The sequence below is a fragment of the bacterium genome (assembly GCA_035295165.1).
Classification (GTDB): domain Bacteria; phylum Sysuimicrobiota; class Sysuimicrobiia; order Sysuimicrobiales; family Segetimicrobiaceae; genus JAJPIA01.
In genome coordinates this window covers 41,817-66,064 of sequence record DATGJN010000103.1, presented here as the reverse complement: position 1 = coordinate 66,064, position 24,248 = coordinate 41,817, and the positions used below count along the sequence as shown (strand labels likewise).

General features: G+C 68.2%; 19 protein-coding genes and 1 pseudogene. 17 read left to right on the top strand and 3 right to left on the bottom strand.

The annotated features are described in order from the left end of the window. Positions 1-47: 47 nt before the first annotated feature. The 9 genes from VKZ50_17635 (at position 48) to rplI (ending at position 9,872) form a co-directional block, all read left to right on the top strand. Positions 48-1,568, top strand: a complete 1,521-nt coding sequence (locus VKZ50_17635; GenBank protein HLJ61548.1) for a fused MFS/spermidine synthase — start codon at positions 48-50, stop codon at positions 1,566-1,568. 26 nt (positions 1,569-1,594) lie between these two features. Next, positions 1,595-1,819: a DUF951 domain-containing protein gene (locus VKZ50_17630; GenBank protein HLJ61547.1), complete on the top strand. Its 225-nt coding sequence runs from the start codon at positions 1,595-1,597 to the stop codon at positions 1,817-1,819. Positions 1,820-1,961: 142 nt separating this feature from the next. After that, positions 1,962-5,654 (top strand): GAF domain-containing protein, encoded by a 3,693-nt coding sequence (locus VKZ50_17625; GenBank protein ID HLJ61546.1) that lies wholly within the window; start codon positions 1,962-1,964, stop codon positions 5,652-5,654. Positions 5,655-5,682: 28 nt separating this feature from the next. Beyond that, positions 5,683-6,783, top strand: coding sequence for a redox-regulated ATPase YchF (ychF, locus tag VKZ50_17620; protein ID HLJ61545.1), 1,101 nt, complete (start codon positions 5,683-5,685; stop codon positions 6,781-6,783). A gap of 286 nt (positions 6,784-7,069) precedes the next feature. Beyond that, positions 7,070-7,561: a 30S ribosomal protein S6 gene (gene rpsF, locus VKZ50_17615; GenBank protein HLJ61544.1), complete on the top strand. Its 492-nt coding sequence runs from the start codon at positions 7,070-7,072 to the stop codon at positions 7,559-7,561. Then, positions 7,554-7,961 carry a single-stranded DNA-binding protein gene (gene ssb / locus VKZ50_17610; protein ID HLJ61543.1) on the top strand — a complete coding sequence of 136 codons (408 nt, stop codon included), beginning with the start codon at positions 7,554-7,556 and terminating at the stop codon, positions 7,959-7,961. Before rpsF ends, ssb begins: the two co-directional genes overlap by 8 nt. A gap of 72 nt (positions 7,962-8,033) precedes the next feature. Next, on the top strand, positions 8,034-8,297 hold the full coding sequence (gene rpsR / locus VKZ50_17605) for a 30S ribosomal protein S18 (protein ID HLJ61542.1): 264 nt from the start codon (positions 8,034-8,036) through the stop codon (positions 8,295-8,297). Positions 8,298-8,343: 46 nt separating this feature from the next. Beyond that, complete coding sequence (locus tag VKZ50_17600) at positions 8,344-9,426, top strand: DUF2232 domain-containing protein (protein ID HLJ61541.1); 1,083 nt, start codon at positions 8,344-8,346, stop codon at positions 9,424-9,426. Further along, positions 9,426-9,872 (top strand): 50S ribosomal protein L9, encoded by a 447-nt coding sequence (gene rplI, locus VKZ50_17595; protein ID HLJ61540.1) that lies wholly within the window; start codon positions 9,426-9,428, stop codon positions 9,870-9,872. The genes VKZ50_17600 and rplI overlap by 1 nt, the downstream gene beginning before the upstream one ends. Here the strand turns inward: rplI and VKZ50_17590 are convergent. Continuing rightward, positions 9,869-10,684 (bottom strand): class I SAM-dependent methyltransferase, encoded by an 816-nt coding sequence (locus VKZ50_17590; GenBank protein ID HLJ61539.1) that lies wholly within the window; start codon positions 10,682-10,684, stop codon positions 9,869-9,871. The two genes, rplI and VKZ50_17590, sit on opposite strands and share 4 nt — an antisense overlap. Positions 10,685-11,121: 437 nt before the next feature. Here VKZ50_17590 and dnaB point away from each other — a divergent pair, with 437 nt between their 5' ends. Continuing rightward, a complete protein-coding gene (gene dnaB, locus VKZ50_17585; protein HLJ61538.1) occupies positions 11,122-14,280 on the top strand; it encodes a replicative DNA helicase in 3,159 nt (1,052 codons plus the stop codon). Between the two features lie 226 nt (positions 14,281-14,506). On the opposite strand, the gene VKZ50_17580 is transcribed toward dnaB, so the two are convergent. Beyond that, positions 14,507-15,772, bottom strand: coding sequence for an amino acid permease (locus VKZ50_17580; protein ID HLJ61537.1), 1,266 nt, complete (start codon positions 15,770-15,772; stop codon positions 14,507-14,509). A 196-nt stretch (positions 15,773-15,968) separates the two neighbouring features. On the opposite strand from VKZ50_17580, the pseudogene VKZ50_17575 reads away from it, so the two are divergent. From VKZ50_17575 to VKZ50_17545, 7 genes and pseudogenes are all read left to right on the top strand, one after another. Continuing rightward, positions 15,969-16,256, top strand: a pseudogene (locus tag VKZ50_17575) (winged helix-turn-helix domain-containing protein). Between the two features lie 180 nt (positions 16,257-16,436). Further along, positions 16,437-17,522: a PLP-dependent aminotransferase family protein gene (locus tag VKZ50_17570; protein HLJ61536.1), complete on the top strand. Its 1,086-nt coding sequence runs from the start codon at positions 16,437-16,439 to the stop codon at positions 17,520-17,522. A gap of 67 nt (positions 17,523-17,589) precedes the next feature. Beyond that, positions 17,590-18,150, top strand: a complete 561-nt coding sequence (locus VKZ50_17565; GenBank protein ID HLJ61535.1) for a DinB family protein — start codon at positions 17,590-17,592, stop codon at positions 18,148-18,150. 33 nt (positions 18,151-18,183) lie between these two features. Beyond that, the gene (locus VKZ50_17560; protein HLJ61534.1) at positions 18,184-18,738 is read left to right on the top strand and encodes a putative metal-dependent hydrolase; all 555 of its coding nucleotides are present in this window, start codon (positions 18,184-18,186) and stop codon (positions 18,736-18,738) included. 276 nt (positions 18,739-19,014) lie between these two features. After that, the gene (msrB, locus tag VKZ50_17555) at positions 19,015-19,413 is read left to right on the top strand and encodes a peptide-methionine (R)-S-oxide reductase MsrB (GenBank protein ID HLJ61533.1); all 399 of its coding nucleotides are present in this window, start codon (positions 19,015-19,017) and stop codon (positions 19,411-19,413) included. Positions 19,414-19,543: 130 nt separating this feature from the next. Further along, positions 19,544-19,918 carry a nuclear transport factor 2 family protein gene (locus tag VKZ50_17550; protein HLJ61532.1) on the top strand — a complete coding sequence of 125 codons (375 nt, stop codon included), beginning with the start codon at positions 19,544-19,546 and terminating at the stop codon, positions 19,916-19,918. Positions 19,919-20,111: 193 nt separating this feature from the next. Next, positions 20,112-21,908, top strand: coding sequence for an adenine deaminase C-terminal domain-containing protein (locus VKZ50_17545; protein ID HLJ61531.1), 1,797 nt, complete (start codon positions 20,112-20,114; stop codon positions 21,906-21,908). Between the two features lie 23 nt (positions 21,909-21,931). Here the strand turns inward: VKZ50_17545 and VKZ50_17540 are convergent, their stop codons facing one another. After that, positions 21,932-23,764: a diguanylate cyclase gene (locus VKZ50_17540; GenBank protein HLJ61530.1), complete on the bottom strand. Its 1,833-nt coding sequence runs from the start codon at positions 23,762-23,764 to the stop codon at positions 21,932-21,934. Between the last annotated feature and the right edge of the window lie 484 nt (positions 23,765-24,248).

Genomic DNA, 24,248 nt, shown 5'->3' with positions numbered 1-24,248 from the left:
CGCGCACCTCCTCCCGCAGGAGGGGGCGCGCGCCTCGCGGGGAAGTGTTGCCCACCCGCTTCCTGTGGAGGGCGACCATCCTTCAAGTCATCGTGTTCGTCAGCGGCGGCGTCCTGCTCGCGCTCGAGATCGTCGCAAGCCGCGTCGTGGCCCCCTACTTCGGCAACTCCATCTACGTCTGGGGGAGTCTCATCGGCGTCTTCCTGGCGGCGCTCAGCCTAGGTTACTTCGTCGGCGGCCGCATCGCCACGCGCTGGCCGTCCTGGGGGCCGTTTCTCGGATTGGTGCTGGCCGCCGGCGTGTGCATCTACCCGATCCCGCACGTCGCGGGGGACATCCTCGGCGCGATCGCGGCGCACGACTACGGACCGCGCGCCAACCCAATCGCGGGGGCGACGGCGCTCTTCTTCCTCCCCAGCGCGCTGCTCGGCACGATCTCTCCCTACGCGGTGCGCCTCAGCGCCAGGTCCGTGGAAGGGGTCGGCAACGTCGCGGGGGTCCTGTACGCGCTGAGTACGCTGGGCAGCATCGTCGGCACGCTGCTCGCCGCGTTCGTGCTGATCTCCATGTTCGGCGTCCGGTCGATCGTCCAGATCCTGGGGGCCACGGAAATGGCGCTCGCCCTGCTCGGGTTCCTGTGGACGCGGCGGGTGCCGGCGGCTGCGGGCACCGCCGCGATCATCGCGGCGGTCGTGGCCGCGGGCAGCGTGGTGCCTCCCGATGGTCCGGACGTCATCTACGCGCGCGATACCATCTACCACCGGATCAGCGTGAGCGACGAAGGCGAGTATCGGTACCTGAAACTGGACCGCTACTGGCAGAGCGCCGTTGACCGGAGGGCGCCGCAGCACACGGTCTTCCAGTATACGGACTACCTGCACCTGGGCGTGCTGTTCGTCCCGGCGGTGCGGCGGGTGCTGTTCGTCGGCATGGGCGGCGGCACCGGGCCGAGCCGGTTCTATCGGGACTATCCGCAGGCCCGGATCGACGTGGTCGAGATCGATCCCGCGGTCGTCGCGACGGCCCGCCGGTACTTTGACCTGCCCGACGGGCCGCGCCTCGCGGTGCACGTGCAGGACGGCCGCCTGTGGATCCGCCGGACGGCGGACCGATACGATCTCATCGTGCTCGACGCGTACTTGATCGACACGATCCCGTTTCACCTCGCGACGCGGGAGTTCTACGAGAGCGCTGCGGCCCACCTCGCCCCGGGTGGGGCCGTCGTGAGCAACGTGATCGGCGCGATCCGCGGGCCGCAGAGCCCGCTCTTCCGGGCGTTCGACAAGACGTTCCGATCGGTGTTCCCCGCCGTGTACGTGTTTCCCGTCGGCGGGGGCGGGGACGAGGGGTTGGAGAACATCATCATGGTCGGTACGTCGGGCCCCGAACAGACCCGCGCGGAGGTGCTCGCCCGCGCGGAGCGCGCGGTGGCGCGCGGGCAGATCCGGATCGACGGGTTCGTCCGCGACGCGGGCGACCTCTACGACGGCCCGATCGAGACCGGAGACGTCCCATTGCTGACCGACGACTACGCGCCGACCGACGTGCTCGTCGCCGCCGGCCGGTGACCCGGGACGAGGACGGAGAACGCGCCGTGCCGGTGCTCAAGCTCGTGATCGGAGATGTCGTGCAGACGCGCAAGGCCCATCCCTGCGGGGACGACCGGTGGGAGATCGTGCGCCTCGGCGCCGACATCGGGATCCGCTGCCTCGGCTGCGGACGGCACGTGTTGATGCCGCGCACGAAGTTGGAGCGACGGATCAAGGCGTTTACGAAACGCGGCCCCGGCGCCGGGGCCGCGCCCTCCGACACGCGCTGACCTCGGCCCTCCGCGCCCGGCCGCCGATACGGAAAGATGCTAGAATGGCTGTATTGGCCGCGCCGGGTCTTCTCGGTGCGCCCCGCTCGACGCCGCCCCAACAGGCGGGCTCGCGTCAATGCCGTCTCACATGGGGCATACCGTGGACGACCGAACACAACGCCGCTGGGAATGGACCGCAACGTTTGGCGCCCCGATCGCCGCGGGGATCACCCTGCTCCTCATCCACCTCTTCCTCCCGGTCGAATACCCTCCGACGAGCACGTTCGCCCTGTTCGCCCTGCTCGCCGTCGGCGCGGAGTGGTGCCAGGTCACGCTGGCGTTTGGGGGCGCAACCACGTTCGGCCCGCTCGTCACGATCCCCGCGATCGCGATCCTGGGCCCCGTCCCGGCGACGATCGTAGCTGTGGTCGGGACCGCGATCGGCGGCAGCCTGCTGAGGCACCGGTCCCTCGTCCGGACGGTATTCAACATCGGACAGCGCGCCGTCTCGATGCTGCTCGCCGGAGTCGCATGGACCGGGCTTTCGCCGGGCCACCTCCAGTTCGGCCGACCAAGCCTGAGCGCGGCCGACAACCAACTGATTTTAATCCCGCTGACGGCGACCCTGGTCGTGTACGCTGCGGCCACCGCGCTGCAGGTGACGCTGCGTCTTTCGGCGAGCCGCCGCGAACCGGTCGCGACGATCTTGCGCGCAAACGCCTCGTGGCAGGTCCCCATCAGCCTCGTGCTCGGCGCCTCCGGCATGGCGATCTCGCTCGTCACCGCGGGAAGCCTGCCGCGGTCCGAGGCGGCGTCCCTGATGATGCTCATGATCGCGAGTTTCGTGCTGCTGGTCTACAGCGTCCGGCGGCAGGCGCTCAGCGAGTCCGCCGACATCCGCCGCGCGGTCAGCGACCTCCTGCAGACGCTCGACCTGCAGGAGCTCCTCGGGAGGCTCGCCGATCGGATCCAGCGTCTCGCCGCCCCCGACATCACCTGTGTCGTCCTGTACGAATCCGGCGGCGCGAAACGACTCGCGCTCGCCCGAGGCGTGGACCCGGCGACGGTCGCGCCGCTGCTCGAGGTCGGCGACGTCGGAGTCGCGGGCGACGCGGTCGCCTCGCGGCGCGCGGTCACGGTTGACGACTACGCCAAGGACGTGCGCCGGAGGCCCGACACGCAGCAGGTCTTCGGCGCCAGCGCGGTGCGGTCGCTGCTCGTCGCTCCCCTCCTCGCCGGAGGGACGGCCCTGGGAACGCTGCACCTGATCAAGCGCATCCCGGGCTACTTCACCCCGTACCACGAGCGGGTCGTGACCACGCTGGCCGCCCAGGCCGCGCTCGCGATCCACAATGCCCGTCTCTATGAAGCGTCGCGCCGCACGCTGGTGAGGATGGCCGCGTTGCAACAGGTGGCCCGCGCGGCCGTCGGCGACAGCCGGCCGCACGCGATCGAGCAGACGATCGTCGACGCCGCGGTCGTGACTCTTGGCGCTCAACGCGGCGCCGTGGCACTGTACGATCCAGGGACGCGCGTGCTGACGGGCGTGGCGTTTCACAACCTGACAGCCGAGGAGACGGCGGCCTGGAACACGGCGGCTCCCGGCGGCCTCTGGCAGACGCGCGTCTCCGCGGAGGCGCTGAAGTCCGGGCGGGCGGTGGTCATCGCCGACCGACGCAGGCTGCCGGACGCCCCCGTGCCGTTCCCGGCCGGACGGTCGATCGCGCTCCTCGCCGTGCCGATGTCGTTTCGCGGCCGGCCGGTCGGCACCGTCGTCGTGGGGCGAACGGAGGCCCACGAGTGGACTCCGGAGGAGATCGAGTTGCTCCAGACGCTCGCAAACGAGGGCGCGATCGTGATCGAGAATGCCCGGCTGTCGCACGCGACCACGCTCCAGCTGCAACAGATGAAGGCGCTCGAACAGATCTCCGAGCGGATCAACACCGAACACGATCTGGATGCGATCTTCGCGCTCATCGAGCAGAGCGCCCGCGATGTGCTCGGTGCCGATCGCTGCGCGATCTCCCTCGTCGAATCGGAGACGGGGAGCATTCAGACGCATGCCCGTGGCGTGCCCGATGACCACCTGCGCAGCGCCGAGGAACGGCTGCGGGCGGGGACCAGTCTCGGCAATGTTGCGATGCGACTGCGTGAGCCGGTAGTCGTCCCCGACGTGCTCGAGGATCCCCGGATCGACCAGGCCGGCGTCAGGCAGGTCGGATACCGAACGCTCGCGATGTTTCCGCTGGTCTTCCGCGACGGGGTGATCGGCCTGCTGTCGTTCTATCACGACGTCATCCGGGCGTACGGCGACGACGAGATCTCGCTCGGCCGGGCCTTCGCCAACCAAGCGGCGATCGCGGTCCAAAACGCCCGCCTGCTGCGGCAGGCCGAGGAGCGGGCACATCAGCTCGGGTTGGTGCACCGAACGGTCACCCGCGTCGCCGCGTCGCTCCGGCCCGACGAAGTCTGCAAGACGCTCATCGACGAACTGCGCACCGCGCGCGGGTACCCGTTCGCCTCGATTTTCCTGGTCCGGGGCGACCAGCTTCACGTGATGGCCCATCGCGGTTACGCGCGTCCGCCGGACACCGAGGCGGCCGCCCGTGGCGTGATCGGCCGAACGATCCGCACCGGACGGCCGCAGCTCGTGGAGGACGTGGCACGCGATACCGACTACGTCGCGATCGACCCGCGCGTGACCCAACAGGCGTGCGTCCCGATCGTGTTGGACGAACGCGCGATCGGAGCGCTCAACGTCGAGGTCGTCGAGCCGACGCTCACCCGCGCGGATGTCGATCTGCTCGCCACGTTGGCGAGCGAGGTCACCGCGTCGTTTCGCAACGCCGAACTGTTCACCGAGGCGCAGCAGCGTCGGGACGACCTGCAGGCGCTGTACGAGATCGCCCAGGAACTCAACGCCTCCCTCGAGGTCTCGACGATCGCCGAAGCGCTCGCGTCGGCGACGTGCCGGCGGTTCGGCTACGATCACGCCACGTTCGCGCTGGCCGATGCGCTGGACGGCCTGGAGGTGCGCGCCGCCCACGGCGGCCGGGCGCGGATCGGGGAGCGCATCGCCGTTGGCCAGGGCGCCGAAGGCCGGGCCGCCCGGGACGCGAGACCCGTGTTGATCACCGATACGTCGGCGGCGGGCGACGGGACCCCGCACGGGCCGGCGGGTGCCGCGTTCGCCGCACCGTTGATCTGGGAAGGACGTGTGCTGGGCGTGCTCAGTGTCGGCTCCGACACGCCGGGATCGTTTGGCGACCGCGACCGGCAGCTGCTCACGACGATCGCGGCGTACGGTGCGGCGGCGATCGAGAACGCCAAACTGTACCAGCAGGCCCGGCACCTGGCGATCACGGACGGGCTCTCGGGCCTGCTGAACCACCGTGCCTTCCGGCAAGCCCTCGACCACGAACTGGAGCGGGCGAAGCGGTACGAACTGCCGCTGTCGCTGATCATGGTGGAGATCGACCGGTTCAAACGCTACAACGACGCCTACGGCCATCTCCGGGGCGACGAGGTGCTGCGAAAGGTCGCCGCCGTGCTGGAGCGGGAGCACCGGAAACAGGTGGACGTGGTCGCCCGGTACGGCGGTGACGAGTTCATGATCTGCCTGCCCCACACCGCCAAAGACGCCGCGATCGCAGTCGCCGAGCGTATCCGCAGGACGGTCGAACGCACGCCGTTCGTCGTCGGCACTGAGTCGGCGTCGATCACGTTGAGCCTCGGCGTGGCCACCCACCCGGACGACGGGGCGACGCCGGACGCCCTCGTCGATGCGGCGGACAGGCGGATGTACGCGGTCAAGCAGTCCGGCGGCAACGCGGTCGCGGCGACGTCCGGGTGAGCATCCGGCGCACGGCCCCTCATACACCGTGTCTCTGACCTGCGGCCTGATCGGCCTTCCCAACGCCGGCAAGTCCACGCTCTTTCGCGCGATCACGGCCACCGACGCCGACATCGCCCCGTACCCCTTCACCACGATCGCACCGAACGTCGGCGTCGTTCGGATTCCAGACGACCGCCTCGCGGCCATCGCCGCGGTCATGCACCCCGACCGCGTCGTACCGACGACGCTCGAACTGGTGGATATCGCCGGGCTCGTGCGAAACGCGCACGCCGGGGAGGGCCTGGGCAACCAGTTCCTCGGGCACATCCGGGAGGTGGACGCCCTGCTCCACGTCGTCCGCTGTTTCGGCGGCTCCATCGCCCACGTGGAGGGCAGCGTTGATCCGGTGCGCGACATCGGTATCGTCGACACGGAGCTGCTGCTCGCCGACCTAGCCACCGTGGGGCGGGCGCGCGCGCAGGTGACGCCGCGGGCGCGGAGCGGCGACCGCGCGGCGCGAGAGGACGACACCATCCTGGCGGCGCTGGAGGCGCATGTCGCCGCGGGGCGCCCGGCGCGGACGTTCGTCATGCCGGGCGCCGGAGGCGTCGCCGCGCTGGTGACCGACCAGCTCCACCTCCTGACGTCCCGGTCTGTGTTGTACGTCGCCAACCTGGATGATCGCGACCTCGAGAGTCAGGCCGCCCTCGAGGCGGTCGAGCGCTACGCGTCGCACATCGGCGCGGCGGCGTTGGGGATCTTCGCGAAACTCGAGTTGGAACTGTCCGAGCTGCCCAACGACGAGGCGCACCAGTTCCTCGCCGCGCTCGGTCTCACGGAGCGCGGGCTGCCGCGACTGGTGCGGGCGTGCCAATCGCTCCTCGGCCTCAGGACGTTCTTCTCGATCGCCTCCTCGGAGGTCCGGGCCTGGCACGTGCCGGCCGGCGCCCACGCCCCGCAGGCGGCGGGACGCATTCACACCGACATGGAACGTGGGTTCATCCGCGCCGAGGTCATCGCGTGGGACGACCTCGTGGTCTGCGGGTCCCTCGCCGCGGCACGCGACCGCGGATTGCTGCGACTCGAGGGCAAGGACTACGAAATCCGCGACGGGGACGTGATCACGTTCCGGTTCGCGGCGTCGTGACCGGGCGACCGTACCGCCGCGGTTGCCTTCGCGGGCCGTGAGGTAACCGTGACTGCCTGGGGAACACACGCATTCCGAGGCGGATGGCCGCTTGTGGTCGCGATCGGGCACGTGGTATAATCTCGTGGTTAGCCGAGCCCTTTACAATTGCATAGCGGATGGCCGCGTGTTGCGCGGCCGCTGCCTTCCTGCCCTGCCCCGCCCCGGAGCACGCCGCGCCGGGTCGTTCGAGCAGAGCCGCGGGATCCAGACCAGACCCGAACAGCCCAGAGGAAGGAGGGTGCGATTGAGCACCTACGAGATTGTCTCCATTGTTCGTCCCGATTTCGACGAGGATGCGCTGAACGCCGCGATCGAGCGGATCCACCAGCGGATCACGGAGAACGGGGGCACCGTCAAGTCCACCGATCGGTGGGGCAAGCGCCGGATCGCGTATCCCATCCAGAACTACCGCGACGGTTTCTACGTGCTGACCGTTTTTGACCTCGATTCGGGTCGGGTGGGCCCGCTCCGCCAGACGCTCGGCCTCCACGAGGGGCTGTTGCGGTTTACCGTCGCCACCCATCGGGCGTCTCAAGCGCCCGCTGCGGCGACACCGACGCAGGCGCCCGCTGCGACGGCACCGGCGCAGGCGCCCGCTGCGACGGCACCGGCGGCGCCCACCACCACGCCCCCTGCGGGACCCACCGCCCCGACCGCCGCCGAACCGGCAGCGACGGCTTCGCCGACCACGGAGGAGCACCCCTCGGACTCGCCTTCGGGCACGGGCCATGTATAACCGGATCATTTTGATCGGTCGCCTGACTCGGGACCCCGAACTGCGGTACGTGCCGAGCGGAGCCCCCGTCGCGTCGTTCACGCTGGCCGTGGACCGACCATTCCGCGACCAGCAGGGCAACCGGGAGACCGACTTCATCGACATCGTCGCGTGGCGAAAGCTGGCGGAGCAGGTCAGCCAGTATATGACGAAGGGGCGGATGGTGGCAGTCGAGGGACGCCTGCAGATCCGCTCGTATGAGACGCAGGACGGTCAGAAGCGAAAGGTCGCCGAGGTCGTGGCGGATGGAGTCCGGTTCCTCGATCGCGCAGATCGTACGCGCGCCGCGGCGGGCGCTGGCGAGGCCGGATCTGCTGAGGAACCGGCGCCAGCAAGCCAGGACGAGGACGTCCCGTTCTAACGGCCGTGCTCGCCACCGGCCGTCGGGACTCGACGACCGGTGGGCTCGAAACATCACGCAAGGAGGGGAGCAATGCCCGAAGGCAGGGATCGAGGAGAGTCACGCCCGCGCCGGGACTACCGCCGCCGTCCTAAGCGCAAGGTTTGTTCGTTCTGCACGGAAAAGGCGACGTTCATCGACTACAAGGAAGTGAATCGGCTGCGGCGGTTCGTCACCGAACGCGGGAAGATCCTGCCGCGCCGAGTCTCCGGCAACTGCGCCAAGCACCAGCGCGCCCTAGCGGTCGCGATCAAGCGCGCGAGAGAATTGGCCCTCCTGCCGTACACGGGGGAGTAGTCTGCGCGGCGGCCGTGCTCGATCGGTTCCCTCGCCCAGCCCCGCGATGGCCAAGGACGCACGGCGCCACCCTACGCGAGGGCTGACCGAAGGGGCGATCCTTGCCGCGCTCACCGTGATCGTGGCCGCGGCGGGGCTGATCGCCCCGTTCGTCGGCGTCCTGCTCGCCCCGCTCCCGATTATGCTGTTAGTCATCCGGTGGGGACCTCGCACGGCAGTCTTGGCCGCCGTGGTCGCATCGGCCGTCCTTTTCCAGTTCGTCGGTCCGGTCAACGCCCTCTCGGCCGCCGCCACGTTCGCCCCGCTCGGGCTCGCGCTTGGGTGGGGGGTGTGGCGGGGAATCGGCGCCGAACTCACGATCCTGGCCGGCGCGGTCGCCTTTCTCGTGTCAGCGGTGGCCGCTCTCCTGGCCGCGACGGCCCTGCTCCACCAGGATCTCATCGGACAGTTCATCAAGAGCCAGGTCGACGCGATGCAGATGACGATCTCTCTGCAGCAGAAGCTCGGGGCGCCCGCACCGCAGCTCGACGAGCTGCGGCAAGCGATTGTGGTGATGCCCAAGCTCCTGCACGCTGCCCTCCCGGTCATGTTCGGACTCGGCGCTCTCTTGTGGTCATATCTCTGCTACGTCGTTGCCCGCACCGTGCTCCGCCGCATCGGCCACACGCTTCCCGGTGTGCCTCCGATTCTGGCGTGGCGGGTCCCGCCGCTGCTGGCGACGGTGCTGCTCTGGACCGGCGGCGGCCTCTCGCTGGCGAGCCTGCGCGTGCCGCTCCTGGCCACGGCGCCGCTCGACGCGACGCTGGTGACGCTGTTCGTCTTTGGGTTTCAGGGCGCCCTGGTCGGCATCTCGTGGCTCACCGCGCGCCAGATCCCGCGATTTGTGATCGTGCTGGCAGGCATGCTCCTGATCTCGGGGGGCATCTTGCCCATTGCGGCCATTGCCATGATCGGAGTGCTCGATACGTGGTTCGACTATCGCAGGTTGAGCGCGCCCGCCACAGCGTCAGGGGAGGCTCGGGGCGACGCCCCGGACGCCGGCCAGTCCCTAGGCCGGGAACCGGCCAACAACGCACCCGACCCAGACGGGGCCGTGCGCGACGACCAGACAAAGGCGGTGCATCCATAATGAAGGTCATTCTATTGAAAGACGTTCCGTCGATCGGGCGCACCGGGGAAGTCCGGGACGTCAAGGATGGCTACGCGCGGAACTTCCTGTTGCCGCGCGGCCTGGCGGCGCCGGCGACGGAGAGCAGCCTGCACAATCTCGCCCGGACCCGCGAGGCCGCACAGCAGCGCGAAACCCGCGTCCTCCAGGAGGTCGCCACGCTCAAGACCCGGCTCGAAGCGCTCGTCGTCGAGGTTCGCGCTCGCGCCGGCGAGGAGGGACGCCTGTTCGGTTCGGTTACCGCGCAGGACATCGCCGACGCGATCAGCCGGAAGGGCGTGGAGATCACAAAGAAGCAGATCGAACTCGCCGAGCCGATCAGGACCACGGGATTTTACAAGGTCCCGGTGCATCTCCACCACCAGCACACCGCGATGGTGGAGATCAACGTGGTGGGCGCCGGCTAGACACGCATCCGCGCAATGAGCACCGGCGGAATCTCTGTGTAGTTCCTCCAGGACAACCCACCGTCGCCGGCGCCCGCAGGCACGGCGGGCTCTTCGAGCGCGTCCAGCATGAGGCCGCCTCGGAAGAAGGTGCCGAACAGGATGCCGAGCGGGCGGTCGAAGTAGTAGTGCGGTACCGGCTGGTTCGGCGGTCCCACGAGGCCCGTCCGAGCGGTGGGCCGGAGGTACGCGACGATTTTGACCCCGCGCGTCACCGCGAACCGCCCGTTGAGCAATTGCTCTTCGAGCGTTTTCGTGACCCCCGCCGTGTTGAAGCACGGGTGCGTCACTGAGAACACAAACCGGCCGCCGTCGCGCAGCAGACCCGGCAACGCCGCGCCCAGCGGCTCGATGTCCGCGATATCAAAGAGAGCCATTGTGCACACGGCCGCATCGAAGCACCGCGCGCCGAGCGATCGCAGCGCGTCCTCGTCGGTGAGGTTCATCACGCGGTAGTCGATTCGGTCGACGTGTTTCGTCGTGCGCAGCCTCGCGTGCGCAATCAGCCGCTCGCTGAAGTCCACGGCGACCACCCGGGCGCCCGCCTCCGCCATCTTGCGGGCGGAGGCGCCGTTCCCACACGCGAGGTCCAACACGAGCTCTCCCGGGCACAATGCGAGCAGCCTCGCCGTCGCCGGGTCGATCATCGTCCGCTGGAACTCCAGGCCCCCGTCGCCGGCGTGTTGATCCCACCAGTCCGCGTTCTCGTTCCAGATCTCCCGCGTCTCCTCCGTGAACCCGCGAAAATCCCGGGGCACACCTGCGTCGGCCACGGCGCTCCCTCCCCAATCGGCCTGGTACGTGGCCGCGTGTGTGCGGCCGAAGAAGCCGCCGGAGTGGCGACTCGACTCCACGGTACGACCTTGCGCGCACGCCCTCAACCCTCCGGCCCGCGTCGGGTCCACATCGAGGACGCAGCTTCTCCACATGCTATCAACACCTTTCTGGAGCGGGCGACGGGATCATCCACAGGCTCGCCCCACGCGTACCCAGGTTATCCTCAGCGATGTCCCAGCAAAGACGCAAGCAGCCCACAAGGGATGCCGCCTCGCGGTCTCGCATTTCTCCCCTTGGTCGAACATCCTCATGGGTCGCGCAATCGACCTCCCGGCCACCGGCGGCGGGCAGGCCGGGGGTCGCACCTGGGACTGGACGAGACCGAACATATGTTCTATAATTCCTACAGACCCGGCCCCGGAGGCCCGCCCGCGTGAGCATCGTCCAACAACTAGAGCGTATCCCGCCACAGAATCTTGAGGCAGAGCAGGGCGTCCTGGGATCGATGCTGCTCGATCGCGATGCGATCGCGCGCGTCCTGGAAGCGCTCCGACCAGAGGACTTCTACCGCGACGCGCACCGCGTGATCTTCGCGGCGATGATCGACTTGTTCGACCGCGGTGAGCCGGTGGACCTGATCACCGTGACCAATCGGCTCTCCGTGATGGGCAAGATCGACGACGTCGGCGGTGCGACGTATCTCGCCTCGCTCCCGAACGTCGTGCCGACCGCAGCGAACGTGGACTACTACGCAGGCATCGTGCTTGAGAAGTCCATGCTCCGGTCCTTGATCAACGCCGGCACGCACATCGCGACCCTCGGGTACGAGGGCGCGGACGACGTCGCCGCGTTGATCGATCAGGCCGAGAAGCTCGTGTTCGGGATTGCGGCGCGCCGCAACGTCCAGGACTTCCAGGCGATCAAGGAGATCCTCAAGGAAAGCTTCGAGAAGATCGACAAACGGTACCAGGAGAAGGGCACCGTCACCGGCGTCTCCACCAGTTTCACCGACTTGGACATGCTGACGTCGGGGCTCCAACCGTCGGACATGATCATCGTCGCCGCGAGGCCGTCGGTGGGGAAGTGCCTCAGCCACGACGCCGAGATCGTGCTGGCGGACGGCAGCGTCGCCACGATCGAGGATGTGTACCGACGGAAGCGGGCGCGCCTCCTGACGCTGGGCGCCGACTGGAAGCTGCGCACCACGGAACCCTCTGCGTTCGTAGACGACGGCATCAAGCCCGTGTTTCGCGTCATGACGAGATTGGGCCGGACCGTAGAATGCACCGCCAGCCACCCCTTCCTGACCATCGAGGGATGGCTTCCGCTCGCCGCACTCCGCGTCGGCGAGCGGATCGCCGTGCCGAGACGCATCGGCGTCTTCGGCGATACCTCGATGCGTGAGTGCGAGGTCACGTTGCTCGCGTACGCCACCGGCGGTGCATTGTTCACCGGAGGAAGCGCCGCGTTCGCGCGCGCGCATCCGGCCATCGCTGATGATGTGTTGCGCGCCACCCACGCGTTCGGCGCCGCACGGCGGCGGGCCCGCCGACAGACGCCCGCGCCCTCGCGCGCCGCCGGCACGAGCACCCACACCGCGCTGGTGTCCCGGCTCAAGCGGCACGGCCTCACCGCCGCGCGCACGGGCGAGCGGCATGTGCCTGCCAAGGTCTTCACGCTACCTCGCCACCACCTCGCGCTGTTTCTGAACAAGCTGTTTGCAACCGGGGGCTGGGTCGCGGCAGAACCCGGGAGCCAAGCGAAGATCGGATACGCGACGACCGGCGAGCGGCTTGCCCGTCAGGTCCAGCACCTCTTGCTCCGGTTCGGGATCCTCGCCGCGATCCGCGGCCGAACGGTGCTCGCCCGGGGCGTGCAACAATCACGCTGGCAGATCGAGATTACCGATCCCGCCTCGCTTTGGATCTTCGCGCGCGAGATCGGCATCTTTGGCCGGCAGGCACAGCTCGGCCGCGTCGTCGACGCCCTCGCCGACGGCACCCGCAGGCCCAACGCTGACATCTTGTCCTCAGGCGTCTGGCAGGCGATCGCCGCGGCAACGGGGCCCGCGTCGTGGGGCACGGTTGCGCAGGGCCGCGACCTCGGGGCGTCGTCCCGCACCCTCACTAGGCCAGCGGAGTTGACTCGGGAAGGCCTGCTTGCGGTCGCACACACGCTGGATCTGGCGGCGCTGGCGCAGATCGCCGGCAGCGACGTCTACTGGGACGAGATCGTCGCGATCGACCCCGCGGGATCCAAGCAAGTGTACGATCTGACGATCCCGGTCACGCACAACTTCGTGGCCAACGACGTCTGCGTCCACAACACGACGTTCGCCGTCAACATCGCCCAGCACGCGGCGCTCACCCACAAGATTCCAGTCGCGATCTTCAGCCTCGAGACGAGCAAGGAGCAGCTCGTGCAGCGCATCCTGTGCTCCGAGGCGCAGGTGGACAACACGAAGCTGCGCACGGGCTTTCTCGCCGACGAGGATTGGCGCAAACTCGCGCGGGCGATGGGCGGACTCAGCGAGGCGCCGATCTTCATCGACGATTCGGCGATGCTCTCGGTGGTCGAGATGCGCGCAAAGGCGCGCAAGCTCAAGGCGGAACACGGCCTGGGCCTGATCGTCATTGACTACATCCAACTGATCCAGTCGTTCAGGCGCACCGAGAACCGCACCCAGGAGCTGAGCGAGATCGCGCGCAACATCAAGTCGCTCGCGAAGGAGCTGGACATCCCCATTATCGCGATCTCGCAGCTCAGCCGGGCCGTCGAGTCTCTTGGACAGAAGCGGCCGATGCTGAGCCACCTTCGCGAGTGCGTCACGGGCGATACGCTCGTACTCCTCGCGGACGGTCGGCGCGTGCCAATTCGCGACCTCGTAGGCACGACGCCGTCAGTACTGTCCATGGCGCAGGACGGGCGCATTGTTCGCGCGAAGGCAGACGCTGTGTGGTGCGTCGGGCGACGCGATGTCGTCGAGGTGAAATTGGCGAGTGGCCGGACGATCCGAGCAACGAAGGCTCACCGACTGTATAGCGGCAGGGGATGGGTGCAGACGCGGGAGCTGTCAATCGGAGATCGCGTCGCTGTCGCGCGTGAACTCCCGAAGGCACTCGCGCCCGAATCCCTGCCGGAGGCGCGGACCGTCGCGGCATTCACCAAACGCGTCCCCGGAAGCGTAGCGCAGTCCAAGGTCGCGTCCGGTGCAACGCTGCTCGAACGCGCGGAACTGTTCGGCGATGGTCCCGTTGGAGCCGAATGCGGCAATGGTCTCTTTTGGGACTGCGTGATCTCCAGTGAGCCAGCGGGGCAGGGGGAAGTATTCGATCTCACAGTTCCCGGTCCCGCCTCGTGGTTGGCCGACGGAATCGTCAGCCACAACTCTGGCGAAATCGAGCAGGTCAGCGACCTCGTACTATTCCTCTACCGCGAGGACTACTACGATCAGGAGAAGGCACAGAAGGAGAACAAGGAGAACATCTGCGAAGTCATCATCGCGAAGCACCGCAACGGACCGATCGGCACCGTGGAGCTGTACTTCCACAAGGAGCACAGCCGGTTCGACAACCTCGCAAAGCAGCGATAGGTGCTGTTGGATTTCGATGCTGGTTGTCCAGCGTTCTCCAGACCGGTCGGTTGGGAGTTACGGCCTTGGAGCCGTGGCTGGCGTGCGACAAGAAACTGCCAGCCCCCTCAAGCGAACCACACACGACGCCACAACCGCCACCACGACGACCCAGGTCCAGCGTGAATCGCGTGGTGTGCGCCGCTCGATTACGCAGTTGCCGATCCGCATCTGGCAGGGGCCGAGATCACGCCGGCACTTTCCCGCCGGGCGCGCCGCCGCGCTCCCGAAGCGCCACAACGCCCTGGTACGCGAGTGCGCAGGCCGCGACGCCGGCGATCCACGCCAGCAACGGACCGATGAAGAGAAGGACGATTGTGCATGTCACGAGCGATGCGACGGCCGCGTACCTGAGGGGTGGACGGAGCAGGCGCACGGCCGCGGCCATCGAGAGTACGTAGGTCGCGATGAACGATGACGTGGAGAACGGCAGCAGATCGGCGATACTCCACCCCGCTGCGTATGCGACCACGGCCGCTGCGGCGCACAACGCTCCCAACACGGCGAGGGCGCGCCGCGGCGTCCCCGATGCCGGCGCGTTTCCGAGCCAGGCCGGGAGTTGCCGCCGGCGCGCGAGCGCCGGTATCAGCCGGCCCATGCCAGCGACATAGGCGTTCACCGGGGCGAACGACAGCACAAAACCAGCGATACCGATCATGAGCGCAGCCGACGGCCCGAACGTGACGGCCGCCATGCTGACCAGGGGCGTCGCCGACTGGAGCGCTGGGCCGTACGCGTGCATACCGACGGTGGCGACCGCGAGGGACAGATAGAGGATGCCGACAACCACGACGGCAAGCAGGCTGGCGCGAGAGATGTCTCGCGGGTTGCGGAATTCCGTGGCAAGCGGCGTAATCGCTTCCCACCCGACGAACGCCCAGAACAGCTGCACGGCGGCGAGGCCGATCGCGGCGTGCCCATGTGGGGCAAACGGGACGAACGCGGATTTCTCCACGTGGCCGAGCGCCCGCCCGACGATGAGCACCATTCCGGCTGTAATCGCCCCGACAGAGAAGAGCTGCGCGCCCGCGCTCACGCGCAAGCCCACGAGGTTCAGGACGTAGGCGAGGCACACCAATCCCCCTCCGAGCGCGAACGCGCCTTCCCGCCCGCCCCCGATGAGGCTCGCAGCATACCCTCCGGCGATGAGGGCGGCGACGACGTATCCGGTCGGCGCGGCCGCCAGAAAGAGCCATCCCGCCACGGCGCCCCACTGGGGACCGAAGGCGCGCTCGATCGCGCCGGAGAACCCGGCGGCATCAGGCCGGTCGCGTGACAGGGCTGCGTAGGTGAGCGCCATCGGGCACGAGATCACCACGAGCGCGAGCCATGCGAGGATCGAAGCCGGACCTGCGGTCGCCGCGGCCACCGCGGGCAAAACGAGCATGCCCGTCCCCAGCACCGCCCCCACGTACAGCGCGACGCCTTGCCACAGACCGAGCGTATGTTTCATGATGGGTGCGCCCTCCGCTCGCGGCCTCGTACGTCGATCTCGAACTGCGCGACACCGTCATCGCCTATTGTCGCCGCGGGCTGGTGCACGATGTAGGTCCAGTCGCGTGGAAAGCGTTCAGACCACTTACCCGCCACGAGGTCCCGCCCAGCTGGTATGATGAGGCTGCGCATTTGTGCGCTGTGCATAGAACCAAATGACATGGAGAGTCGCCTCACCCATAAGACGCTCGCGGGGGCCGTCGATGGCCGAGCATCTGGCCACAGACCTGTTCGTCCGCATCGATCCGCGCGCCGCAGGCACGCTGCAACACCAGATCTATCGGAGCATCAGGCTCGCAATCTTGTCTGGCGCAGTCTCGCGAGGGACACGTCTTCCGTCGTCACGGGAACTGGCCCACGACCTGCGCATCTCTCGGACCACTGCGGTCCTTGCCCTTGAGCAGCTGTTGTCAGAAGGTTATCTTGCCACGCGGCGCGGCGCGGGCACGTTCGTCGCGGACGACCTCCCGGATGACCTGCCCTCTTTCCCCTGCCGGGGAGGTCCGCGGACGAACCATCCCGCGGCACGGCGGGCGCGCCTATCACTGTCGCACCGTGGCGTGGCTCTGGCGGCGGCGCCGCAAGGCGCGCAGCGGCTCGCCGGCCCGCCGAGGGCCTTTCGCATGGGAACACCAGGAGTCGATCTTTTCCCGATCAGGATCTGGCAACGGCTCATCAACCGCCGGCTTCGATCCGCGACCGCGGCGAATCTGGACTACGGTGACGTCGGCGGGCTTGCGGCTCTGCGTGAAGCCATTGCCGCCCATGTGCAGACGGCACGTGGGACCCAGTGCGTCGCCGACCACGTGATCATCGTCGCCGGCGCGCAGCAAGGGTTCGACTTAATCTGCCGAGTGCTGCTCGATCCGGGAGATCGGGCCTGGATGGAGGAACCTGGCTACCCCGGCGCGCGCAGCGCCCTGCTCGGGGCCGGAGCGCACATCGTCCCGGTGCGGGTCGACGCGGAAGGCCTTGACGTCGACGCTGGTGCCCGCCGCGCGGATGACGCTCGTCTGGTGTATGTCACACCGTCCCACCAGTACCCGCTCGGTGTCCCGATGAGCCTGCGGCGGCGGCTCGCGCTGCTGAAGTGGGCCGGGGCGGCGCGCGCGTGGGTGATCGAAGACGACTACGACAGCGAGTTCCGTTATGGAACCCGCGCCATCCCTTGCTTGCACGGCCTCGATGCTGGCGGCCGCGTGATCTATACGGGCAGTTTCAGCAAGACGCTGTTCCCGGCGCTCCGCCTCGGGTTTCTCATCGTACCGCCCGATCTCCGGGATCGCCTCGTCGCCGCGCGCCGTGCCGCGGACCAACATCCACCGGTGCTCGACCAGGCGGTGCTCGCCGATTTCATCCGCGAGGGCCATTTCGCCCGGCACCTGCGCCGTATGAGGACGGCATACCGCCAGCGCCTCGAGGCGCTGGCCGCCGCGGTGGAACGCTACTGCGGCGGCGCGCTGCGGCTGCGGCCGGTGCAGACGGGCCTGCACGCGGTGGCTGACCTCGATGGAGTGGACGCCGTAAGGGTATCCGCGGAGGCGCACAGTCGCGGCATTGAAGCTACCCCGCTGGCGGCATATTCTGCGCGGCCTGCCCGAGCCGCGAACGGGCTTGCGCTGGGATTCGCGGCGGCTCGCCCCGACGTACTGCGAAGGGGCGCGGAGCAGCTGGCGGCCGCACTTGAGGCGGCGCGCCGCTCATCGTGACGTGGACCGCGCATGCGGCAGCGTACGCGCTAGGGGCTACGTGACCCTACGGAGGTGACTGTAGGAAATGGCCGAATCTTCTGATTCCCACGCCAAGGCGACCCTCGCTGACGGGCTCGTGACATACTTCGACTATCTCGTACGCGCGCGCGCCAGGCTGCTGGAGTGGGTGCGGCAGGCTTCTCCCCAAGCGTACACGCAGGCGTTCCCGGTCGGACGAGGCTCCATCCGCGCGACGTTGCTTCACGTCGCGGGCGCGGAATGGGGCTACGTCGAAGCGCTGAGAAAGAGTGAGGTGGTCGCGCAGGAGATCCGGCAGAACAACCCTTTCACCCTCGAACGGCTGCCGGATCTCGAGCCTCTAGTCGCGGCATGGGACCGACAGCGCTCGAGCACGCGGGCGGCGCTCGCCGATCTCGGCGATCCGGACCGCCCCACGGCCATGGTCGCGCGAGACATGACCCCGCCGATGCGGTTCCAGTTGACCGCGGGGGGAATCGCCGGCCAGATTCTGTTCCACGAGATCCACCACCGGGCCCAGATTATGACGATGTTGCGGCAGGCGGGAGTCGCGGCGGAGAACCTGGACTACTCGGTGCTGATGGTGGAGCGCATCCCGCTCGCGTAGCCGGGTCGAAACGCCACACCTGGAGGGACACGCATGAAAGATCGGATATCGCCGGAACCGCCGCCGTTTCCGACGGGGCCGTTCGTCGCCGCTGAGGCGCACGACGCCCGGCACCGCGAGGCGTGGATCGGCGAACTGGAACGCGCCCCCGCGCGGCTGCGCGAGGCGGTGTCGAGACTCTCGAACGAACAGCTCGACACCGTGTATCGGAACTGGACGATCCGCCAAATCGCGCACCACCTGGCGGACAGCCACCAGAACAGCTACATTCGCTTTAAGCTGGCGCTGACGGAAGAGCGCCCCACCATCAGACCGTACGACGAGACTCGGTGGTCGCTGCTCGCCGACGCTCGGTGCGGGGACGTCGAGCCGTCGTTGCGGATCCTGGAGGGGCTGCACGCGCGCTGGGTGTGCCTGCTCCGATCACTTGCGCCCGACGCGTTCGAACGATCGTTCTACCACCCGGAAAACCAGGAGGTCGTGCCTCTGTGGCGCGCGCTCGCCCACTACGTCTGGCACGCTGGACACCACACCGCACAAATCGAGTGGGTGAACAAGCACAAGCTGACGACGTCGCGGGATCGGTAGTCCGGGTGCGGCGTGGGCTGTCGCGCGCCGCTGCAGGCGGAGCCAGCCGGGGACGCCGGCGGCGACAACCGACTCCAGAATGTGTCGCTGGGCAAGAACATCGCGCACCAGCGCCGGCACTGCCTCGAGGGGGATGGGCGCTAAAAATATGTTAAGGCTCAGCGCAGTGCCCGCGTCACTCGCCGTAGTAGAATGCACGTAGCAGCGTCAACGGGCCGCCGACACCACATCTGGCGGTTCGCCGACGCCAACACCGACTATCCGCGGGGTGCCACGATGCCGGACAAGATCCAAAAGACCGACAGTGAATGGCGTGCGCAGTTGACGCCAGAGCAATATGCTGTCACACGCCAGAAGGCCACCGAACGGCCCTTCACCGGCGAGTATGAGAGAGCGACGACGCCCGGCGTCTATCGCTGCGTATGCTGCGGTGCCGAACTCTTCGAGTCCGATGCGAAATTCGATGCGGGCTGCGGTTGGCCGAGCTTTACCAGCCCGGTCGCCGACGACCGCGTGGACAAGCACGTCGACCGCAGCCACGGAATGCTCCGGACGGAAGTCCTGTGCGCCAGATGCGACGCGCATCTGGGTCACGTGTTCGACGACGGCCCTCGGCCGACTGGGCTGCGATACTGCATCAACTCGGCGGCGTTGAAGCTCGATCCGAAGAAGTGACCGGCGCGCGCCGGACGCGGGGACGACGAACATCTGCGTGATCCACGACGTCGGAGGTAATTGTCTTTCGGCCGCCGTCGGTGCGAGAATGCTCCTGTCTCACCAATCTCGGTTTGACAGGAGGCGTCAGATGAGCAACGCCACGACAACCGTCGACACGTATCTTGCGATGTGGAACGAGACCGATCCGACCCGGCGGGCCGCGCACATCAGACACAGTTGGGCGGGCGATGGCCGCTACGTCGACCCCCAGTTGGAGGCCGAGGGCCACACCGCCATCGGCGACATGGTGGCCACCGTGCAGGCCCGGTTCCCCGGCCACCGGTTTCGCCGTACCAGCGGCGTCGACACGCACCACGACCAGCTCCGCTTCGCATGGGAACTCGCGGCCCCTGACGGCAGCGTCGTGGTGGCTGGCATCGACGTCGGCCGACTGGCCCCCGACGGCCGGCTGCAGCGCATCACCGGCTTTTTCGGGGAGCTTCCGGAGAAAGCGTCCGCGTGACCGGTCAGGCGCGCATCGGGAACAGCGCAGGGTAGGCAGTGCTGTTGCGCGTGTCGGCCGAAGCCGCATCCCTTCGGCCGACACGCAGTCCCCGACGACGGAGAATGTGCCCCCGCACCGGCTTGACGAACGCCGTCTGCCCCTGTTACCATGCTGCGAAGGCGATGACGCAGACGACGGGTGCGGCGCGCGCATGAACCGGCTCTCGGTCCCTCCCCTTCACACGCTAACCCGTGATCTCGCGGCGGTGGCGTCGTTCCGGCTCGCCCCGGAGACCGTCATCACCGGCGCGAGAATCCTCTCCGTCTACACCGACCGCGTGCTCGAAGACCGGGAGATCCTGATTCACGCCGGGCGGATCGCGGCGGTCGTCCCGGCCGGCCGGTGCAAGCGAGACTCCGGGGCGCGATTCTACGACGCCGCGGGAGGCATCCTGGCCCCAGGGCTCGTGGACCCGCACGTGCACATCGAGAGCAGCATGGTCACGGCGTGCGCGTTCGCCGAGGCGGCCCTGCTGAACGGCACCACGACGATCTTCGCCGACAGCCACGAGATCGGCAACGTCTGCGGCGAGCAGGGCATCGAGTGGATGCTCGAAGACGCGCGCCGGGCGCCCCTGAACATCTTCCTCACGGTACCCAGCACGATCCCTGCCACGACCGAAGAGTTCGAGACCGCCGGCGGCGATCTCTCGCCCCAGGCGGTCGGCCGGCTCTTCGACCGCTGGCCGGAAGCGGTCGCGTTGGGCGAGAAGATGGACTTCGTCCAGGTCGCCCTCGGCGATCCGCGCAGCCACGCCATCATCCAACAAGCCCTGGCCCGGGGACTCCCGGTCTGCGGCCACGTTTACGGCCAGGAGTTCGTGGCCGCGTACGCGGCAAGCGGTGTCACCGACACCCATGAAGCCGTGAGCCGGGAGATCGCGGACGATCTCCTCGAGGCCGGTCTCTGGGTATTTCTCCGCGGGGGGCCTCCCACCACGCCGTGGCACAGTCTGCCGGCGGCGGTCCGCACGATCACCGAGCTGATGGCCAGTTCGAAACGCGTCTGCGTGTGCACCGACGACCGCGATACGGACGATCTCTTCCATTTCGGGCTGGATTGGGTGGTCCGTCAGGCCGTCGCGGCCGGCATTCCGAAACCGCCGGCGTGGAGCCTGGGATCGCTGCACCCGGCCACCAGGTACGGGATGGACGGCGAGCTCGGCGGCCTCGGGCACGGACGTCGTGCCGATATCGCCCTCCTCAACGACGACCTCGAGCCGCAGAGCACGTGGTACGGCGGGACGCTCGTCGTCGAACACCGCAAGATCACTCCAGTGCTGGATGAGGTGCTCTCTCAGCGCTACGCCTACCCACGAGCTGCCTACGCGACGGTCCAGATTCCGGAGATCCCGCGTCTCACCCCGGAATTGCCACCGCTGCCGTGCCGCGCCCATGTCATCCGCGTCGCGATGCCCGGCATCGCGACGGTTCACGAGACGATTGACGTTGCCGCGGGGACGTCCTGGCCCGAGCTGCTCGCGCGGCACCGCCTGTGCTTCGTCGCGGTGCTCGAACGTTACGGACGCGGCGGTGGGGCGGCGCACGGGCTCCTCGCGGACTTCGGCCTCACGGCGGGGGCGGTGGCCAGCTCCGTCGGACACGATGCGCACAACCTGATCGTGGCCGGCATCGACGAGGCGGAGATGTGCCGCGCCGTGGAAGCCGTTCGGGACACGGCGGGCGGCGTCGTGGTCGTCAGGGACGGTCGAGTCCGGGCCCGCGTCGCGCTTCCGATCGCCGGACTGCTCTCGGACCGCCGCGCCGTGGCGGTCGCCGAGGAGGTCGCCGGGCTCAAGCGCGCGTGGACCGAGGCGGGGTGCTTGCTGCCCTTCATGGGGTTCAACCTGCTGCCGCTCAGCGTGATCCCCGCGATCCGTCTCACGGATAAGGGCTTGGTGACCGTCCCCGAGATGGATCGGGTTCCCCTGTTCGAGCCATCCCGGTAGGCGCCCTTACGCCCGCCTCGACGCTACCCCGGCGTCGCAGTCTCGACCCGGTCGCGCCCATTCTGCTTGGCACGATACAGCGCGACATCGGCGGCGTGGAGCAGCGCGCCCGGGCTCGAGCCGTGGTCCGGAATCGTCGCCACGCCGAGCGAAATCGTGATCTCACCCGGCCGCCGCCCGCCTTGCGCGATGCGCAGATCGGCGACGACCTCCCGCAGCGTCTCGGCGCGCGCCCGAGCCTCGTCACGGCCGGTCGCCGGGAGCACCACCACGAATTCTTCGCCGCCGTACCGACACACGATGTCCTCGCTGCGAAACTGACTCCGCGTGAGATCCGCAAGATGCCGCAGCAACGTGTCCCCGACGTCGTGGCCGAAACTGTCGTTGAACAGCTTGAAGTGGTCGATGTCGAACATGATGACGCTCAGCGCGCTCCCCGCGCGCTGGCCTCGCCGGAACTCACGTTCCAACGTCTCCTCAAGGTAGCGTCTGTTGAAGAGCCCGGTCAGGGGATCCCGTACCGACTGTGCGCGCAGCGCCTCGCGCAGCCGCAGGTTGGCCAGGGCCAGGCTCAGGTGGTCCGCCATTGTCTTCGCGAGGCGCGCGACGGCGGGGGTCAACTCGCCCTTTGTCCCTTTGCCGCCTGCCGTCAACGACATCACACCCAAGGTTTCTCCCTGCGCGATCAGCGGGATGCACTGATACGCTGGTGGAACCGGTGCGGACACGTGTCTACACAAGAGGCCGGTGCTCGAGTCAGACACAAGATGCGGACGCCCGCGGCGAAGGGCCCAGCAGTCTTGCGGGGCAAACCCACCCGACCCCAGGAGGGCCGAGGCCGGGCCCCACGCGGCGGCGGGCGTCAGCGGTGATCCATTGTTGAGCACAATCGTGCCGGACGCGTCGGGGAATGCTTGCATGGAGAAACGGCTGACCACCGTGCTTGCCTCTTCCACGCTGAGACTCACCTGGAGCGCTTCGCTGAGATCCGCGCCAACGCGCGCCATCTCCTCGGCCTGCTTGCGCTTGCTGATGTCCCGTACCGTGACCATGCGGAGGAACCGACCCTGAAAACGAATCGGCCGCCCCGCGAGCTCGGCCGGAAAGGTCGACCCATCCTTCCGCAACCCCACGACGTCGTACGGCTCCGCGGCGTTCGTACGGATGTTGTCGAGCGCCAGTGGCCGGGACTCGGGTGTCATGATATCCAGAGCGTTCTTGCCGATGAGCTCGTCCTGCGTATATCCGTTCATCGCGGCGAACGTCTGGTTCACGGCGACGATGCGCGCTTGGTCATGGATCACGATCCCCTCGGTCGTGGCGTTGAACAAGCTCGCGAAGCTCTCGGCGCTGTCGCTGACCTCTCGGGCCGTGCGACCCTGCTCCGCCAGGAGCTCCTGTTGTCGCGCCTGATACACCGCCAGCGACGCCAACGCGGCGAACACGGTCAACGCCTTCCGCGTGGCGGCGGGGATCGCGTGCCGATCTCGACGCTCGAGGGTCAAGACACCGACGACGTGACCGTCAACCCGCAGGGGCAAGATCGCGCCGAAGCCCGTCGTGATGCCCGCACCGGGGCGGCCCGACATCCGCCGGGCATCCCCGGCGTAACGGGGTTGCCCGGCGGTCAAGACACGAGCCCGCGCATCTTCGTGCTCCGCATCGAGCGCCAGCGGCTTCGGCGTCCCGCCGTCATAGCCGCGATGCGTCTTCACGGAGAGGCGCGTGCCGGTGGAATCGCGCAACCAGACCGCGGACGCGGAGCCGTTCACAAGCTGTTGCACGTTGCTCAGGATGTCGTCCAGCGCGGCAACGAGATCGACGGGTTGGGCGAGCCGCGCGGCCTCGCGTCCCACCGCGGCCAAGGCGTCGTCCCGTGGCGGTTTCGCGCTCGGTCTCCCGGCGCCGCTGCTGGTTGCAGGAGATCTCCTACGAAGTGCCTGCGGAGTTCCGGCAAGGATGACGCCCATGACCCTCATCTCTCCTTCTCAGTTACCATTCCGGTCGCGCATCGGACATTCGCATACCCTTTCCCAGCGTGCTACAGGTGTACCATTGTCGATGGATCGACTCAATCAGGCCACGCACGGATTTTCCGGAGTGGCTGATCAACAGGCGGCGTGTCTTCGAGGGTGTCGATGAGCCCCATGCAAGTCCAAACATCGCTCAATCATAACATTGACCTAACCCGCCGTCCCCGGCGCTCTGCTATGTTCTTGCACGAGATGATACGCACGCAGGCCGCCGGCCGGACGTCCCAGGACGCCGCATCGCGTCGCATGCCGCCCGTCACTCCGTGGGGTCGGTGCGGCGAGCGTCGCGCGAGGCGTTCCATCACGC

Excerpts from the sequence above, each read along its gene's own strand:
- ssb (HLJ61543.1), top strand. The coding sequence starts at position 7,554 with ATGTATAACCGGATCATTTTGATCGGTCGCCTGACTCGGGACCCCGAA.
- rpsR (HLJ61542.1), top strand. The coding sequence starts at position 8,034 with ATGCCCGAAGGCAGGGATCGAGGAGAGTCACGCCCGCGCCGGGACTAC.
- VKZ50_17600 (HLJ61541.1), top strand. The coding sequence starts at position 8,344 with ATGGCCAAGGACGCACGGCGCCACCCTACGCGAGGGCTGACCGAAGGG.
- rplI (HLJ61540.1), top strand. The coding sequence starts at position 9,426 with ATGAAGGTCATTCTATTGAAAGACGTTCCGTCGATCGGGCGCACCGGG.
- VKZ50_17580 (HLJ61537.1), bottom strand. The coding sequence starts at position 15,772 with ATGAAACATACGCTCGGTCTGTGGCAAGGCGTCGCGCTGTACGTGGGG.
- VKZ50_17570 (HLJ61536.1), top strand. The coding sequence starts at position 16,437 with ATGGGAACACCAGGAGTCGATCTTTTCCCGATCAGGATCTGGCAACGG.
- VKZ50_17565 (HLJ61535.1), top strand. The coding sequence starts at position 17,590 with ATGGCCGAATCTTCTGATTCCCACGCCAAGGCGACCCTCGCTGACGGG.
- VKZ50_17560 (HLJ61534.1), top strand. The coding sequence starts at position 18,184 with ATGAAAGATCGGATATCGCCGGAACCGCCGCCGTTTCCGACGGGGCCG.
- msrB (HLJ61533.1), top strand. The coding sequence starts at position 19,015 with ATGCCGGACAAGATCCAAAAGACCGACAGTGAATGGCGTGCGCAGTTG.
- VKZ50_17550 (HLJ61532.1), top strand. The coding sequence starts at position 19,544 with ATGAGCAACGCCACGACAACCGTCGACACGTATCTTGCGATGTGGAAC.
- VKZ50_17545 (HLJ61531.1), top strand. The coding sequence starts at position 20,112 with ATGAACCGGCTCTCGGTCCCTCCCCTTCACACGCTAACCCGTGATCTC.